The 15,657-nt window shown below is 73.7% G+C and carries 15 protein-coding genes; 2 read left to right on the top strand and 13 right to left on the bottom strand.

Annotated features, from left to right (window positions below; genetic code table 11):
• Positions 1-293: 293 nt before the first annotated feature.
• From lysA to BJP25_RS15685, 8 genes are all read right to left on the bottom strand, one after another.
• A complete protein-coding gene (gene lysA / locus BJP25_RS15720) occupies positions 294-1,586 on the bottom strand; it encodes a diaminopimelate decarboxylase (protein ID WP_075975880.1) in 1,293 nt (430 codons plus the stop codon).
• 132 nt (positions 1,587-1,718) lie between these two features.
• Positions 1,719-2,747, bottom strand: a complete 1,029-nt coding sequence (locus BJP25_RS15715; RefSeq protein WP_075975660.1) for a Tim44 domain-containing protein — start codon at positions 2,745-2,747, stop codon at positions 1,719-1,721.
• A 49-nt stretch (positions 2,748-2,796) separates the two neighbouring features.
• Positions 2,797-3,819, bottom strand: coding sequence for a cysteine synthase family protein (locus BJP25_RS15710; protein WP_075975659.1), 1,023 nt, complete (start codon positions 3,817-3,819; stop codon positions 2,797-2,799).
• Positions 3,806-4,732 (bottom strand): GHMP family kinase ATP-binding protein, encoded by a 927-nt coding sequence (locus tag BJP25_RS15705; RefSeq protein ID WP_198943512.1) that lies wholly within the window; start codon positions 4,730-4,732, stop codon positions 3,806-3,808. Before BJP25_RS15705 ends, BJP25_RS15710 begins: the two co-directional genes overlap by 14 nt.
• A gap of 6 nt (positions 4,733-4,738) precedes the next feature.
• A complete protein-coding gene (locus tag BJP25_RS15700; protein WP_075975658.1) occupies positions 4,739-5,734 on the bottom strand; it encodes an ABC transporter substrate-binding protein in 996 nt (331 codons plus the stop codon).
• Positions 5,731-6,564: an ABC transporter ATP-binding protein gene (locus BJP25_RS15695; protein WP_075975657.1), complete on the bottom strand. Its 834-nt coding sequence runs from the start codon at positions 6,562-6,564 to the stop codon at positions 5,731-5,733. The genes BJP25_RS15700 and BJP25_RS15695 overlap by 4 nt, the downstream gene beginning before the upstream one ends.
• Positions 6,564-7,586 (bottom strand): FecCD family ABC transporter permease, encoded by a 1,023-nt coding sequence (locus BJP25_RS15690; RefSeq protein WP_075975878.1) that lies wholly within the window; start codon positions 7,584-7,586, stop codon positions 6,564-6,566. Before BJP25_RS15690 ends, BJP25_RS15695 begins: the two co-directional genes overlap by 1 nt.
• A 223-nt stretch (positions 7,587-7,809) precedes the next feature.
• Entirely contained in the window at positions 7,810-8,553 is a 744-nt protein-coding gene (locus BJP25_RS15685) for a class I SAM-dependent methyltransferase (protein ID WP_075975656.1), read from the bottom strand.
• A 205-nt stretch (positions 8,554-8,758) separates the two neighbouring features.
• Between BJP25_RS15685 and BJP25_RS15680 the strand changes: the two genes are divergently transcribed.
• Positions 8,759-9,505: a class I SAM-dependent methyltransferase gene (locus BJP25_RS15680; protein WP_075975655.1), complete on the top strand. Its 747-nt coding sequence runs from the start codon at positions 8,759-8,761 to the stop codon at positions 9,503-9,505.
• A gap of 54 nt (positions 9,506-9,559) precedes the next feature.
• Here the strand turns inward: BJP25_RS15680 and BJP25_RS15675 are convergent, their stop codons facing one another.
• Genes BJP25_RS15675 through BJP25_RS15665 form a run of 3 tightly spaced genes read right to left on the bottom strand, consistent with a single transcriptional unit; the run spans position 9,560 to position 13,117 of the window.
• Positions 9,560-10,705 carry an acyl-CoA dehydrogenase family protein gene (locus tag BJP25_RS15675; protein ID WP_075975654.1) on the bottom strand — a complete coding sequence of 382 codons (1,146 nt, stop codon included), beginning with the start codon at positions 10,703-10,705 and terminating at the stop codon, positions 9,560-9,562.
• A complete protein-coding gene (locus BJP25_RS15670) occupies positions 10,702-11,892 on the bottom strand; it encodes an MFS transporter (protein WP_075975653.1) in 1,191 nt (396 codons plus the stop codon). Before BJP25_RS15670 ends, BJP25_RS15675 begins: the two co-directional genes overlap by 4 nt.
• A 16-nt stretch (positions 11,893-11,908) precedes the next feature.
• A complete protein-coding gene (locus tag BJP25_RS15665) occupies positions 11,909-13,117 on the bottom strand; it encodes an ATP-grasp domain-containing protein (RefSeq protein WP_075975652.1) in 1,209 nt (402 codons plus the stop codon).
• A 307-nt stretch (positions 13,118-13,424) separates the two neighbouring features.
• Here BJP25_RS15665 and BJP25_RS15660 point away from each other — a divergent pair, with 307 nt between their 5' ends.
• Complete coding sequence (locus BJP25_RS15660; RefSeq protein WP_158075657.1) at positions 13,425-14,663, top strand: ATP-binding cassette domain-containing protein; 1,239 nt, start codon at positions 13,425-13,427, stop codon at positions 14,661-14,663.
• 3 nt (positions 14,664-14,666) lie between these two features.
• On the opposite strand, the gene crcB is transcribed toward BJP25_RS15660, so the two are convergent.
• Complete coding sequence (gene crcB / locus BJP25_RS15655; RefSeq protein ID WP_075975650.1) at positions 14,667-15,014, bottom strand: fluoride efflux transporter CrcB; 348 nt, start codon at positions 15,012-15,014, stop codon at positions 14,667-14,669.
• Positions 15,011-15,373: a fluoride efflux transporter FluC gene (locus BJP25_RS15650; protein WP_075975649.1), complete on the bottom strand. Its 363-nt coding sequence runs from the start codon at positions 15,371-15,373 to the stop codon at positions 15,011-15,013. Before BJP25_RS15650 ends, crcB begins: the two co-directional genes overlap by 4 nt.
• Between the last annotated feature and the right edge of the window lie 284 nt (positions 15,374-15,657).

The following is a 15,657-nucleotide window of genomic DNA, read 5'->3' as shown; positions in this document are numbered from 1 at the left end:
CGGATTGCTGTGGGGGCTCGATGGGGTGGTCCTGTGTGGCCGGGGCCCCTGCGGCGATCATGTGCTGTCGGGCGGGAAAAGGCGGGCTGAAAAGATGCCCGCCCGTCCGCTGTGGGTAGCACATGATCGCCTTCCCCAGCTACACAGGACCACCCCATCGAGCAGGTCGGGTGGGGCGTGTTGCGTCGAGGTGGTGGTTGCGCTGCTGCACGAGAAGAGAGTGAGCGGCTTGGGATGAGGTGCGAGAGATGGGGTGGGGGGAGAGTGCTGGAGAGGGAGGGGAAGCGGGGGAGTCAGCCCAGGTCCCTCGCCATGAGGTCGGAGAGGGACTCGCGGCGGATGCGGGGGGTGGCGTGTCCGTTGTGGACTGAGATGACGGGGGGTCGGCAGACCATGTTGTAGTTGCTGGCCAGGGCGGTGTGGTAGGCGCCGGTGGCGGGGACCGCCAGGAGGTCGCCGGGGTGGAGGTCGGCGGGGAGGGGGGCGTTCTCGGCGATGATGTCGCCGGATTCGCAGTGGCGGCCGACGACCGTGGTGGGGGTGCGGTGGGCGCGGGTGGTGCGGCCGAGGAGGCGGGGGGCGTAGCGGGCGCCGTAGAGGGAGGGGCGGGGGTTGTCGCTCATGCCGCCGTCCACCGCGGCGAAGCCGGGTTTGACCGAGACCACCCGGTACAGGGTGATGCCCGCGTTGGCGACGATGGAGCGTCCCGGCTCGACCAGGAGGGTGGGCTGGGGGAGGCGGCGGGCGGCGCACTCCTGCTGGAGGGCGATCTGGACGCGGGTGGCGAAGCCCTGGACGTCGAAGGTGGGTTCGCCGGGGTGGTAGGGGGCGGCGAAGCCGCCGCCGAGGTCGAGGTCGCGCAGCGGGCCGGGCAGCAGGTGGACCATCCTGCGCACGGCGGTCTCGTAGGCCGCCACGCGGGTGACCTGGGAGCCGATGTGGCAGTGCAGGCCGACCAGGGTGAGGTTGGGGTGCCGGGCGATGGCGGCGGCGACGGCGGGCAGGTCCTCGGCGGGGACGCCGAACTTCTGGCCGCGGACACCGGTGGTGATGGCGGCGTGGGTGTGGGCGTCGACCTCGGGGATGACGCGGATGAGGACTTCCTGGCCCGCCGGGCACAGCGCGGCGAGGGCGGGCAGTTCGCTGGCGGAGTCGACGACGACGCGGCGGACGCCGTGGGCCACGGCGGCCTTGAGGTCGTCGTCGGTCTTGGCGTTGCCGTGCAGGACCATCCGGGCGCCGGGCACGCCCGCCGCCCGGCCCACCTCGACCTCGCCCGCCGAGCAGACGTCCAGGGACAGGCCCTCGTCGGCCATCCAGGAGTAGACGGCGCGGATCGGGGCGGACTTGCCCGCGAAGAGCACCTCGGCCCTGGGCAGGGCCCGCCGGAAGTCCCGGGCGGCCGCGCGGGCGTGGCCCTCCGACAGGACGTGGCAGGGGGTCCCGAAGCGCGCCGCGAGGCCCACCAGGCCCGTGCCGTCGACCACCAGGTCGGCGTCCGGGCCGAGGTGGGTCCCGCGGGGCCAGCACTGCCCGGTCAGGGGTTCGACCGCGCCCAGGCTGGGCAGCAACTCCGCCAGTGTCACCGTGTCCTCCTCGTGTGCGTGCCCCCAGCACACGCCCGCGGGGTCCACCCCGCACCTGGTCCGGACGCGACCTTGACGCCGGGGCGGGCGTTCTTGGCGCCGTCCTGACGGCCGGGTGACGCCGGTGACAGCTCAGGTGGTGACCACGCGGAGGTTGTGGACGCACCACGGGCCGTCGTAGCTGGTGACCCACAGGTTGCCCGACGGCCCCTCGATGTCCTGGCCCTTCGAGGTGCCCTTCAGGTACGCCTGGAACGACTCGGGGCCCGAGGAGATGCCGTCCTCGGCCGCGTCGATGGACAGCGAGGTCTTGTCCTCGACGAACTGCTTGAGCTTGTCGGGGGTGACCGTGCTGTCCGCGCACAGCTTGCTCGTCATGCCCTCCAGCCGACCGGCGTTGAGGTCGTCGAGGAAGCCGCGCATGAACGCCAGGGCCTGCGGGTCGATCGGCTTGCCGCCCGCGGTGGGGGTGTCGTCCCCGGCGGGGGCGCTCGACCTGGGCGCGGTGGTCCTGGGGGCGCTCGCGGTGGGCTTGCCCGTCGTGGTGCCCCGGGCGCGGGCGATGTCGCTCCAGCACCAGCGACCGCCGGACTCGGTGACGGTGACGTCGTCCTCCTCGTCGCCCCGGGCGGTGGTGACCTTGACGGTGGCGACGACGTCGTCGCCGTCCTCCTTGGTCTTGACCAGCTCGGCGCCCTTGACCGCGCTGATGCTGCGGATCGCGCTCTCGACGTTGCTGTCCGCGTTCGAGCAGACCAGCTCCTCCAGCGCGTCCTTGTCGCCGGAGTCCAAACCGGCCACGATCGCCTTCACGGCGTCCTGGGCGCCCTTGTCCGCGGGGGCGCTCGACGAGGTGGGGGCGGAGGTGGGCGGCTGCCCGGTGGGGGTCTCGTCGGACAGGAAGAAGCCCGGCGCGACGAACCCGGTGAACGCCAGCCCGCCCAGCAGCAGCACGACCGCCACCACCGCGACGATCGGCCCGGTCTTGCCCTTGGGCGGCACCGGCGGCGGCGCGCCGAACCCGCCGGGCTGCGGCTGACCCTGGGGCTGGCCGTACTGGGGCTGACCGAACTGCGGCTGACCGTACTGGGGCTGACCGAGCTGCGGCTGGCCGAACTGCGGGTGGCCGGGGTCGTGCGGCGGCTGCTGCGGGTGGCTCATGCGGGTGGGACGCGGGAATCGGCCGCACCGTTCCAACCAGACGAACCGGTCACACCGGCGTGGGGGTCGGCGGGGTGTGGCGGCGGCGGTTCCAGGCCAGCGCCGACCAGGGCATGCTCAGCTCCGACAGCGCCCCGATCTGCCGCGGCGCGAGGTCGGCGGGGTCGGGGGCCTCCCGGTGCCGGGCGAACACCTTCTCCACGTACCGGTGCCCGGTGTCCGCGCCGATCACCAGGTGCGTGCGGTCGGGGTCGCGCCGGGACAGCCACGACCCCACCAGGTACGCCGCCCCGGTGGACAGGCCCGCGAACACCGCGTGCCCGCGCAGCAGCGCCACCGCCCCGGCCATCGCGTGCCGGAAGTCGACCCAGTGGACCTCGTCGTAGAGCTCGTGGTGGACGTTGTCGAACACGATCGAGCTGCCGATGCCCGCGATGATCGCCTCCGGGTCGTGGAAGTCCTCCGAGCCGAAGGTGACGCTGCCGAAGGGCTGCAACCCCACCAGGCGCACGGCGGGGTCGGTCTCGCGCAGGTAGCCGGTGACCCCGCCGGTGGAGGCGCCCGAGCCGACCCCGCCCACCACGGTGAGCCCGTCGGTGCCCAGCTCGACGCGCACGAGGTCGGCGAACTCCCGGTAGCCGTGGTAGTGCACGCCGTCGTGGTACTGGCGCATCCAGTGCGCGTCCGGGTGGGTGGCCAGCAGCTCGCGCACCCTGGCCACCCGCGCCCGCTGGTCGAGCTCCAGCGAGTCCGACGGCGGCATCGGGTCCACCGTGGCGCCCAGCACCTCCAGCTGGGCGCGCACCGCGGCGTCGACGGTGGTGGAGGCGACGATGTGGCAGCGCATCCCGTAGCGGTGGCAGGCCAGCGCCAGCGACGTGGCGTAGATGCCGCTGGAGCTGTCCACCAGGGTCTGCCCCGGCCGCACCACGCCGCGCTCCAGCAGGGTCCGCACCGCGGCCAGCGCCGAGTAGACCTTGATGGTCTCGAACCGGGCCAGCACCACCCCGGGCCCCAGCCGGACCAGGTGCGGGACCTTGACCGCGTCGGTGATGTGCTCATGCACGACCATGGCCACCCCAGGCGAACGAGCACTGGTGGCCGAGACCGTGGAAGAACGCGGACAGCTCGTCCATCCGGCGGCGGCCCAGGCGCCGGGCGAACAGGTAGCCGATGACCCGGCCGGTGTGGGCGACGAACACCCCGTCCGCGCCGAACTCGCGGCGGTGACCCATGACGGCGTCGTAGCTCGCCTTGGGCAGCACCTCCTGCGACAGCGCCGCGCTGGTGGACGCGGCGCGGGCCACCCCCACCGGGTCGTCGCGGCGGAAGGCGGCCAGCATCCCGTCCAGGCAGCGCCGGTAGGGCTCCACCCGGCGCCGGTAGTGCTCCAGCAGCAGCGGGGTCACCGCCGTGGTGTCGACCGCGCCGGGCTCCACCACGTAGCAGGTGTGGAACCCGATGCCGTCGCCCAGCGGCGCGACGACCTCGTGCCGGTCGGACAGGTAGAGCGCGAACTCGTCGAGGAATACGCTGTCGGCGCGTTCGATGCCGTGCAGCACCGCCCGCACCACCCCGGTGTCCCAGGGCAGGCCGAACAGGGCGAACAGGCAGCGCAGCGTGGCGACGATGTCCGCTGTGGAGCTGGCCATGCCCACCCCCACGTCCAGCTCCGTGTGCCGCGACCACCGCCCCGGCGGCAGGACCACCCCGTAGTGCTCGCAGAACAGCCGCACCGCGGCGGCCGACTTGGCCTGGTCCGGGAGCGGGTCGCCCGCCGCCGAGCCGTCCGGGCTGAAGTGCGCGAAGGCGTAGCGGTCGACCGGGAAGGACACCAGGCCGATCCCCGGCTGCCCGCGGTGGCGCACCGGGCCCTGGAACAGCTCGCCCAGGGTTCCGTTGCACACCCCGGACACCGTGGTCAGCGGCGTGCGGGCGTGCACGGGCGGGTCAGGCGCGAGCGAGGTCTGCGCTGCGGTGGTCACGGCGGCTCACTTCCCGATGGATCGCAGGTAGGCCCCGAGCTTCTCGGCCGCGTCGACGTTGCGCGGACCGCTGACCGCCTCGCCGTAGTTGAGCACGACGAAGTGGTCCTGGGTCACCGCCGGGACGCCCTTGAGCGCGGGGTGGGCCTTGACGAACGCTTCCTTGTCCCCCGCCGACTCGTTGCCGTAGTCGATGACCACGACGACCTCGGGGTTGGCCGCGGCGACGGTCTCCCAGCCCACCGTCGTCCACCCGTTCTCCACCCCGTCGAGCACGTTCCTGCCGCCCGCGGCCTCGATGACGCCGGTGGGGGAGGCGTACTTGCCCGCGGTGTAGGGCGCGTCCTGCCCCGAGTCGTAGACCAGCACGCGAGCGGGGGTGGTGCCCCGCGGGATGCCGGCCTTGAGCTTGTCCAGGCGCGCCTTGAGCCCGGAGACGACCTCGGTGGCCTTCTGCTCCACGCCGAAGATGCGGCCCAGGTTCTCCAGGTCCAGGAAGACCGAGTCCATGGGGGCCACCGGTTTGCGGTCGCCGTAGCCGAAGCAGCTCTCGGTCTGCACGTAGCTGTTGATGCCGATCTGCTTCAGCAGCGCGGGGGTGATGCCCCGCTCCTCGCTGAACCCGCCGCCCCAGTAGGACATCACCCAATCGGCCTTGGCGTCGACGACGATCTCCTTGGAGATGCGGCCGGTGCCCAGCCGGGGGACCTTGCGGTAGTCCGCGGCCCAGGGGGAGCTGTCGATCGAGCCGTCGAACAGGGCGTTGACGACGTAGCCGCGCATCCGGTCGGCCAGGCCCAGGGAGAACATCTTCTCGATGGCGCTGACGTCGTAGGCGACCGGCTGCTTCGGGGTGGGGTAGGACAGCTGTTCGCCGCAGTCGGTGACGCTGACGTCGGCGGACGGCCGCCCGGTGTCCGCGACGGTGGCACCGCATCCGGCGGTGAGCGCGCCGACCACCGCGAGGGTCGCGACGAGGTGGCGGCGTGGGGTGCGGGTCATGGACGGCTGCCCTCCGGGACGGCTGCGGGGTCGGGGTCGGTGCCGGGGCCCTCGACGGCCTCGACGGGGGAGAGGTCGTAGAGCAGCTGGGTCGCGCCGGTCCTGGGGTGGCGCACGATGGACGCCTGCACCCCGAACACCTGGTGCACCAGCTCGGGGGTGAGCACCTCGTGCGGGGTGCCGGTGGCGACCAGGCGCCCGCGGCTGAGCACGGCCAACGCGTCGCAGGCCGCCGCGGCCAGGTTCAGGTCGTGCAGGGCGACGACGACGGTGACGCCGAGGCGGCGCAGCAGCGCGGCCAGGTCGACCTGGTGGCGGATGTCGAGGTGGTTGGTCGGCTCGTCGAGCACCAGGACCCGGGGCTGCTGCACCAGGGCGCGGGCGATGAGCACCCGCTGCCGCTCGCCGCCGGAGAGGGTGAGCACGCTGCGGTCGGCCAGGTGCCCGACCTCGGTCTGCTCCATCGCCCACCGGCACAGCTCGTGCTCCTCGGCGCCGAGGGCCTGGCTGTCGCGCAGGTGCGGGGCGCGGCCCAGGGCGACGATCTCCTCGACGGTGAAGTCCAGCTCGGCGTGGCTGTCCTGGGTCATCGCCGCGATGGAGCGCGCGCTGTCGCGCAGGGCCAGCCCGGCCAGGTCGGTGCCGTCGAGCAGCACCGCGCCCGCGCTGGGCCGCAGCGCGCGGTAGACGCAGCGCAGCGCGGTCGACTTGCCGCTGCCGTTGGGGCCCAGCAGCCCCACGACCTTGCCGCTGGGCACGTCGATGTCCAGCTCGTGCACCAGCCGCGCGCCGTCGATGTCGACGCACAGGGCGTCGAGCCGCAGGTCCATCACCGGCCCCCGAACAGGTAGCCGCGCCGCCGCAGCAGCACCACGAACACCGGGACGCCCACGAGCGCGGTCACCACGCCCAGCGGCAGCTCCTGCGGCGAGAAGAAGGTGCGGGCCACCACGTCGGCCCACACCATGAACACCGCGCCCGCCAGCGGGGCCACCACCAGCACGCGCCGGTGGCTGGAGCCCACGACCATGCGCACCAGGTGCGGCATGATGAGGCCCACGAACCCGACCGCGCCGCTGACCGCCACCAGCAGCCCGGTGACGACCGAGGTGAGCACGAACACCCAGCGCCGCGTCCTGCCCGCGTCCACCCCCAGGCTGGCCGCGGTCTCGTCGCCCAGCGAGAGCACGTCGAGGGTGCGGCTGCGCCACAGCAGCACCACCACGCAGGTCACGACGCCGATGGCCGACGGCGGGAGGGCGCCCCAGGTGGCCCCGCCCAGGCTGCCCATCAACCAGAACAGCACCCCGGACACCGCGTCGGTGTAGTTGGGGGACAGGAAGACCAGCAGCCCGGTCACGGCCTGGAAGCCGTAGGCCATCGCGATGCCGGTCAGCACCAGCCGCAGCGGGGTCAGCCCGGCGCGCGTGCGCGCCGCCAGGTACACCAGCACCGCCGCCGCCAGGGCGCTGGCCAGCGCGGCGACGGAGGTGGTGTAGACGCCCAACCCGGCCGTGGCGCCGAAGATCACCACCGCCGAGCCGCCCACCGAGGCGCCGGAGGAGATGCCGAGCACGAACGGTTCCGCGAGGGCGTTGCGCACCATGGCCTGCAACGCGACGCCGATGACGCTCAGCCCGGCGCCCACCAGCACCGCGAGCAGCACGCGCGGGGTGCGCACCTGCCACACCACCGAGTAGCGCGGCACCTCGTCGGGGGAGATCGTGCCGCCGGTCAGCGCCACGCCGAGGTAGTGCAGCGTCTCGCGGAACGGGATCACGCTGGCGCCCAACGCGATCGCCACCAGCACCGACACCGCGAGCAGCGCGGACAACCCGGCCGTCACCCACACCAGCCTGCGCTGCTTGGCGCGCTCGGCCTCGGCGGGGGAGGGCCGGACCGACGGGGGGCCGGTCGTGGCGGGGTCGGCCGCGGCACCGGTCGCGGTCTCGGTTCGGGCGCTCGTCACGGCGGGTCCTCTCGGGTGCTCGTCCGGGCGGTGATCGCGGGGCGCTGGCGGGTGACGGCGGTCACCGGTCCACCCCCTGGAACCAACCGGTGATCGACGGCCGCTGTCAAGCGGCCTTCCTGCCGCGCACGATGAGCCGGTCCGCGTTGTTGTCATACGGGGAGCCGTCGAAGTCCCCGAAGCACTCCACCTCGGTGAAACCCGCCTGGCGGAACATCGCCATCAGCTCGGCTCCCGAGTAGACCCAGCACAGCAGGTGGGTGTACCGGGCCTCGGAACCGCGCACCAGGGTCCAGTCGGTGCGGTAGCGCGTCCAGTTGTCGAGGATCTGGTCGTGCATGAAGACCTTCCCACCATCCGGGAGGGGCACCGCCTTGGCCTCACCCGCCCAGCGCGCGTAGGTCTCCTTGCCCATCAGGTCGATGACGAGGACACCACCGGGGGCCAGTGAGTCGTAGGCGTTCTGCAAGGTGCGCTGGTTGTCCTCGTGGTCGTCGAAGTAGCCGAACGAGGTGTAGAGGTTGACGATCGCGTCGAACGCGCCTGCGCGGGCGAACTCGCGCATGTCCGCCTGGACCAGCTCGGCCTCCACACCCGCGTCGGCCAGCGCCTTCTCCGCGCGCGAGAGCATCACCGGGCTCAGGTCGATCCCCGTCACCCGGTAGCCCTCGGCCGCCAGCGGCACCGTGAACACCGCCGGGCCGCAGCACTGGTCGAGAACCCGCGCACCGGCGGGGAAGCGCAGCAGGGGCGACTCCTCGACCGCGGTGGCCGCGCGCGCCGCCCGCGCCGGGGAGAACACGACCTCCGAGAACCCGGACCACAGCACGTCGTCCTCGAACCACTGCATGCGCGCCTCCCGCTGTCGCCGGTTGACCCGGACCCCCGGTCGCTGTTGGGTGAGCAGTCGGGGCGATCGCCCGGTTGGTTCCCGGCGGGATGCGGATCTTCCCGGGATGAGCAACGGGAACCACACCCCTGCGCGATCCGACAACCCCTGGGGGCGCCCGCGCCGCGGACGCGCACCCACGACCCGGTTCGGGGAGGGAGCAGGCATGGACACCCAGACCGCGCGCGGTTGGGTCGACCGGTGGGACCGCCAGCAGGAGCGCTACATCGCCGACCGCGAGGAGCGCTTCACCGTCATCGGCGACGTGGTGGCGGCGGTGACCGCCGACGCCGCCGAGCCGCTGGTGCTGGACCTGGGCTGCGGCCCCGGTTCGCTGGCGACCCGGGTGGCCGCGCGGCTGCCCAAGGCCAGGGTGGTCGGCGTGGACCAGGACCCGGTGCTGCTCGCCCTGGCCCGCGCCGGGTACGGCGACACCGTGCGCTTCGTCGACGGCGACCTGGCCGCCGCCGGGTGGTCCGGTGGCCTGGACCTGCCCGGTCCGGTGGACGTCGCGGTGTCCACCACGGCGCTGCACTGGCTGCCGGAGAACCGGCTCGGCGCGGTGTACGAGGAGGTGTTCGCGCTGCTGCGCCCGGGGGGCGTGCTGGTCAACGGGGACAACCTCTACGACGCCCAGCCGACCGTGGCCAAGCTGGAGACCGCGGTCCTCGACGCGCGCGCCGAGCGGGTGGGCGTGACCGACAACGAGGAGTGGACCAGCTGGTGGGACGCCGCCGCGGCCGAGCCGCAGCTCGCGGAGGCGTTCGCCGAGCGTGCGCGGCGCGGGCCCCGGCACGGGATCACCGAGTGGGGCGTGGGCCCGCACGAGCAGCTGCTGCGCGACGCCGGGTTCAGCGAGGTCGGCACGGTGTGGCGCTCGGGCAACGACGTCGTGCTGGTGGCGGTCCGCTAGCGGAGCAGCGCGAACCGGGGTGGTGCCTCTCGGCGCCACCCCGGTTCGCGCGCGTCAGCTGAAGGCGGTGGTGGTGGGCAGCTGCCCGGTCAGGTAATGCGCGCCGATCTCCTTGGCCTTGTACGCCACGGGGTCGTGCAGGGTGAGCGTGCGGGCGTTGCGCCAGAAGCGGTCGAAGCCGTGCTCGGTGGCCGTGGCGCGGGCACCGGTGAACTCCAGGACTTCCGCTGTGACCCGGTTGGCGGTGTCGCAGGCCAGCACTTTGCCCACGGACACGACCACGCCGGTCTCGCCGCGCTGCCGCGGTGTCAACGCCGGGCCCGCGTCGGACGCGGCTTGCAGGGCGGCGATCCCAGCTTCGACGGCGAGCTGCGCGCCGCGGGTCTGCGCGACGGCCCCGCCGTAGCCCGCCAGCACGTACGGGTCGTCGACCGCCCTGTCCACCCCGCTGAGCGCGAACGGCTTCGTGGTCGTGCGCGTGTACTCGGCGGCCGCCGCCAGCGCGCCCTCGGTGAGCCCCACGAGCACCTGCGCCAGCCCGGACTGGTAGCCGATCGAGGACAGCATCAGCCGCGGCGTGCGCGGGTCGTCCGGGTCCGTCGGCAGGATGCCGACCACCTGGTCCTCGTCGACGACCACGTCGGTGAACCGCACGCTGCCGCTGGCGGTGAGGCGTTGCCCGGTGTTGTCCCAGTCGTGCGGGTGGTGGACGCCGGGGGCGCGCGCGTCGACGTCGAGGGTGAGCTTGGCGCCGGTGTCGGTGCGGGTCGCGTTGACCACGAGCCGGTCGCCCACCGCGCAGCCGGTGGCGAAGGCCCGCGTGCCGCTTAGCAGGAGCCTGCCCCCCTCGGGCCGGACGGTGAGCACGTCACCGGGATTGCTGGCCCCGCCCCAGAACCAGCCGCGGGCCGCGGTGTCGCGCCAGATCCGCCGCGCGGCGCCGCCGTGGTCGAACAGTCCGACCCGCCACAGGTGCAGGTAGTGGTAGGCCAGCAGGTGCCCGATCGAGGCGTCGGCCGCCGCCACGACCCGCACCACCGCGTGCGTGGTGGCGTGGTCGTCGGGCCGCACGCCCAGCAGCCCCGCGTCGCGCAGCAGGCCCACCTCGCGCACCGGCGGCCGGGCCGCCCGGTCCCGCTCGGCGGCGTCGGCGCGCAGCCGGTCGGCCACGGCCGCCGCGGCGGCCAGGTGCTCGCTCATGTTCCCCTCACCATCTCCGCGCGCGGCACCCGGTCGACCCGGACCGCGGCCAGCAACACCAGGGGCAGCACCACGCACTGCGCGGCCACCGCCAACCAGAACACCGGGGCCCGGCCCGCGCCGTCGAGCGCGGCGTACCCGGCGCCGCCCAGCAGGGAACTGGCGAACGCGCCGAGCCCGTAGGCGAGCCGCTGCTGGCCGAACACCACGGCCGAGGAGCGCCGGGACCGCCCCAGCGCCTCCAGGTCGTTCTTGAGGAACAGCACCGCCTCGCCCGCGCAGATCACCATGGTCCCCGCCGCGATGCCCGCGGCCCCGCCGGTGGCCAGCACCGCCATCCCCGCGGCCATCGCGCCGAAGCCCAGCAGCACCGCGGTGGAGTACCGCATCCGCCCGACCCGCTCGGCCAGCAGCGGTTGCAGCACCACCAGCCCGATCGAGTGCGCCATGAGCACCGCGCCGTAGAACGACGACGACACGCGCGGCACGGTGAACACCGGCAGGTAGTAGTAGAAGAACATGTGCAGGTAGATCGTCAACCCGGTCACGGAGAACGGGACGACCGCGATCCCGCTCAGCACCCGCCACGGCTGCCCGCCGACGCCCTCGCGCGCCTCCGGGCCCTCCCGCGGGAGCAGCGCGTGCCCGACCGCCATCACCGCGAACAAGGCCGCGACAACGCCGAACACCACCCCCGACCGGTCGAGCACGAACGGCCCGGACACCACCGGTCCCAGCGCCAGCCCGGAGTTCAGCGCCGAGTTGCTCATCGACAGCAGCAGCGGGCGGCGCTCCTCGTCCACGCCCGCGACCAGGTACGCCTTGGCGGCGGGCAGGTAGAGCGCGGACCCGCAGGAGATGCTGATCAGCCCGGCGACGGTGGCCGCGGGCCAGTGCAGGCCCGCCAGGAACCCGCCGAAGCCCAGCACGTGCAGCACCAGCGCCACCAGCAGCGTGCGTTGCAGACCCGCCCACTCCGCCACCCCGGCCCCCGCGACGCACCCAGCGAACTGGAGGAAGGAGGTGACGGCGAGGACCGTGCCCACCGCGCCCAGGCCGAAGCCCAACCGCCGCTCCAGCAGCACCGACATGTACGGCAGCACCGCGAAGCTGCCCAGGGTGGTCACGAAGGAGCTGGCGAGCAGGAAGCGCTGGACCCCGCTGACCTGGCGCAGCTTGGCGAACATCACCGGCCCGCGGTGGTCAGGTCAGCGGCCGCAGCGCGTTCGCCGCCGCGAGCGCGCGGTAGATGGCCAGCTCCGTGGTGCCCGCCTCCGCCATGAGCAGCCCGGAGCTGGCCCGCTGATCACCCAGCTGGGTGACCTCGGTGCCCTCGGCCATGGTGGGGAACCACTCCGGCGACCCGGGGTAGGCGCCGAGCCGGTCGACGCCCTCGACCCCGGTGAAGGTGCCGGTGCGCTCCGGGTACACCAGCACGACCGCCGACGGGCGCCCGTGCTCGGGCAGGTCGGCGTCGAGCAGCGCGGGGCGCCGCCCCAGCGCCACGTCCACCACCGCGCGGTAGACGTTGGTGCCCAGCGACCGGCACAGCGCCTCGCCCGCCAGGCACCCGCCGATGCGCGCGTTCACCTCCACCAGCTCGGGGCCCTCGTCGGTCAGCGCGAACTCGACGTGGGCGAACCCGCGGTCGTGGCCCACCGCGGCGAGCACGTCGGCCACCCACGCGGCGACGGCGTCGCGGTCGGCGGCGGGCAGGTCGGCGGGGAAGGACATCAGGTCCTCGCGCCCGAACCACCGGTGCGAGATCAGCCGCCCGGTGACGCCGAGCAGCCGCGTCTCACCGGCCCAGCTCAGCGTCTCGGCGCTGAAGACCGGTCCGAGCACCAGCGACTCGGCGAAGAGCCCGCCCATCAGCGCCGCGCGGCTCGACTCCGCGAGCGCGGTCTCCAGCTCGTCGGCTGAGCGCACCGCCCACACGTTCTTCGACCCGGTGCCCGCGGAGTCCTTCAGCACGAACGGGTAGCCGAAATCGGCCAGCACCTCCCGCGCCCGCGCACCGCCAGGCACCTCCACCGACCGCACCCGCGTGAGGCCGCGCTCGCGCAGGACGGTGCGGACGGCGTGCTTGTCGCGGATGGTGCGCACGGCGGCGGGGTCGGGGCCGGGGAGGCCGAAGCGCGCGGCCAGGTCGGCGCCCGCGCGCAGCCACGTGTCGGTGGAGTTGACGAGGCCTGCCAGGTCGGGGATGCCCTTGAGCGCGTCCTCGCAGGCCGCGGTGTCGTGGGTGTCGATGTCCAGCACCTCCAGCCTGGCCGGGTCCAGTGTGGACAGCTCGTGCCGGTACACCCCGCGCACGCCGGTCAGCAGCCACAGCCGGTGGCCCGCGTCCTCGGCCGCGTCCACCAGCCGCCCGAGCCCGAACGTCAACGCCTCCAGCGCCGCGACAGCCACCAGACCTCCTCGTCCGCCCCAACCGACACCCAGTGGTCGGGCGCAGGGGCGGTTCGGTTCCCGCCCGCGTGCGCGTCGTACCGCGACGCCGTCCAGTTCCCGCGTTCGCGCGGATTTCTTGGTGTTCACCCGAATTGCCGCGTCAGAAGTGATCCGCGTCACGCCGACTCGCGAAATGTCGGGAGGTTCGTCAAAATCTCGTCCCATCGACGCGCGAAATGCCATCCAGCCTGGTGTGAGCAGATTCGTGAACGGCCCTTTTCTCCAGGTACCGAAAATTACCTCATGTGAGCGAGGATTCACCCCTGTGTGTGTCCACCTGATGAACCTCAGCGTCGGCCACGGCGACCGCGTGGTGCTGCGCGACCGCACCGCGCACGCCCGCGCGGGCGCGGTGACGGTGGTGCTGGGCCCTGCGGGCACGGGAAAGTCGACGCTGCTGGGCGCCCTCGCGGGCCTGCACCCCGTCCTCGCGGGCGCGGTGTCCCTGGACGGCACCGACCTCACGGCCCTGCCCGCGGCTGAACGCCCCCGTCGGGCGCGGCTCGTCACCTTCCCGGAGGCGCAGGTGCCGCCCGCCCTGGTGCTGGTCGACAGCCCCGAGACCGCGCTGGACCCGCACGCCCGCGCCCGCCTGGCCGACCACCTGCACGGCCTGGCCCGCGCCCGCAACCGCACGGTGCTCGTGAGCACCCGCGACCCGCACCTGGTCCGCGACCTGGCGGACTCCGTCTGGCTGCTCACGCAGGCGGGTGGCCTGCGGACGGGCACCCCGGAGCAGTTGACCCGCGCGGGCCTGCTCCCGCACGTGAGCGCGGGCAGGCCCGCCCTGGCCGTCGCGCAGCGCCCCCGCTGGCACCCGGTCCCCACCGAACCCGCCGAGGAAGCCGCCGCGCGGGAGATCCGGGTCGCCCCGGAGGAGGACGTCCGCCGCGCCATCGCGGAGGCCGCCGCTGGCTGCCGCTACCTCGACACCGCCGACGAGGGCGTGCCCCTGCCCCGGCTGACCGCGGGGTCTGCCGCGTTGTCCCAGCTCATCGACTCGGCCGCGGCGGTCGTCGGCACCCAGGAGCGCCGGGTGGCCGCGTCGCTGCTGCACTTCCGCTTGGTGGCCGCGCTGGTCTCGCTCGCCCTGGGCGCCCCGGGCGTGGTGCCGGACCTCAGCAGGTTGCGGGTGCGCGCCGACGCCACGACCACGATCCGGCTCTCACTGCCGGAACCGAGGGGCTGGCGGACGCCCGCGGCCCTCCCGCTGCTGACCCGCGTCCTGCGGGACCGCTTGCACCCCCTCCACGACGCGCTGCGCACCACCGCCAAGCTTCCGGTGCCGCTGATGTGGGGCAACGTCGCCGCGTCGCTCGCCCACCGCCTCGCCGCCTCACCAGATCCCGCGACCCGGGGCCTCGTCCAGCTGCCCGAGCTGCGCGGGGCGCTCACATCCGAGGGGGTCCGCCGCAGCTGCTGCCTGCACTACCGCACCAGCGCGGCGACCACGTGCCATGACTGCCCACTGGGACAGCGCGCCGCCATGGACCGGGCCTGCTGAAGTTCACGCGACGCGCATGCCCACCCAGGCCGCTGTCAGCCCCAGCACCAAGCTCCCCACGACGTAGGCCGCCGCCACCACGACCCGCTTCTCCCGCGCGAGCCGGAACGCGTCGAACCCGAACGTCGAGTACGTCGTCAACGCGCCGCAGAAGCCGGTGCCGACCAGGGCCGACACCGCGGGCCCGGCCGGGAGCCCCGCCACGACCCCGAGCACGAAGCTCCCCACGACGTTCACCACCACCGTCCCCGCGGGGAACCGGGTGCCCACCCACCGGTCCACGGCGCGGTCCACCAGGTAGCGGGCGGGCGCCCCCACCGCGGCCCCGAGCGCGACCAGCAGCGGCGTCACCGCACGACCCGGGCGGTCAGCGCCCACCCCGCCGCCACGGCGACCAGCGCGGGCACCAGCGTCCCCACCAGGTAGAGCAGTGCCACGGGCAGCGCCAGGTGCAGCGCGTCCACCATCGCTGTCGAGAACGTCGTGTAGCCCCCGAGGAACCCGATGCCCAGGAACGGGCGCAGCAGCGGGTGCCGCGGTCGGCCGTGCGCGATGACCGACATCAGCACGCCGATCAGCAGGCACCCCGTCACATTGATCACCCACGTGCCCCAGGGCACCGGGAGGAGCAGGCTGAGCCCGTAGCGGGCCAGCGCCCCGAGCACCCCGCCCGCCGAGATGGCCGCCACGACGGCCCCGTCACTGCGCATACCCGCGTCCTACCAGGTCAGCCTCGACGCGCGGGGGAGAGCCCCCACGCCGCCACGCGGATCGTCTCCCGGTTCCGTGCTCGCGGTGCGGAACGCTGGCGGGTCAGGAGGCTGCGGGGCGGCCAATCTTCTCCGAGGGGTCCCCGCAAGCCGAGGGTCACGTGTGGATATGCTGCGGACTGGGTTTGTCATTGCGTTGCGCTGTCCACCGCGCGGGATGTCACCAGCGGGCGAAGCTGTGCGTTGAACGCGCAAAGAAGCCTCCGCATTATCGCGGAATTGAT

It is taken from the genome of Actinokineospora bangkokensis, from assembly GCF_001940455.1.
Classification (GTDB): Bacteria; Actinomycetota; Actinomycetes; order Mycobacteriales; family Pseudonocardiaceae; genus Actinokineospora; species Actinokineospora bangkokensis.
This window is presented reverse-complemented; position numbering and strand designations above follow the sequence as displayed.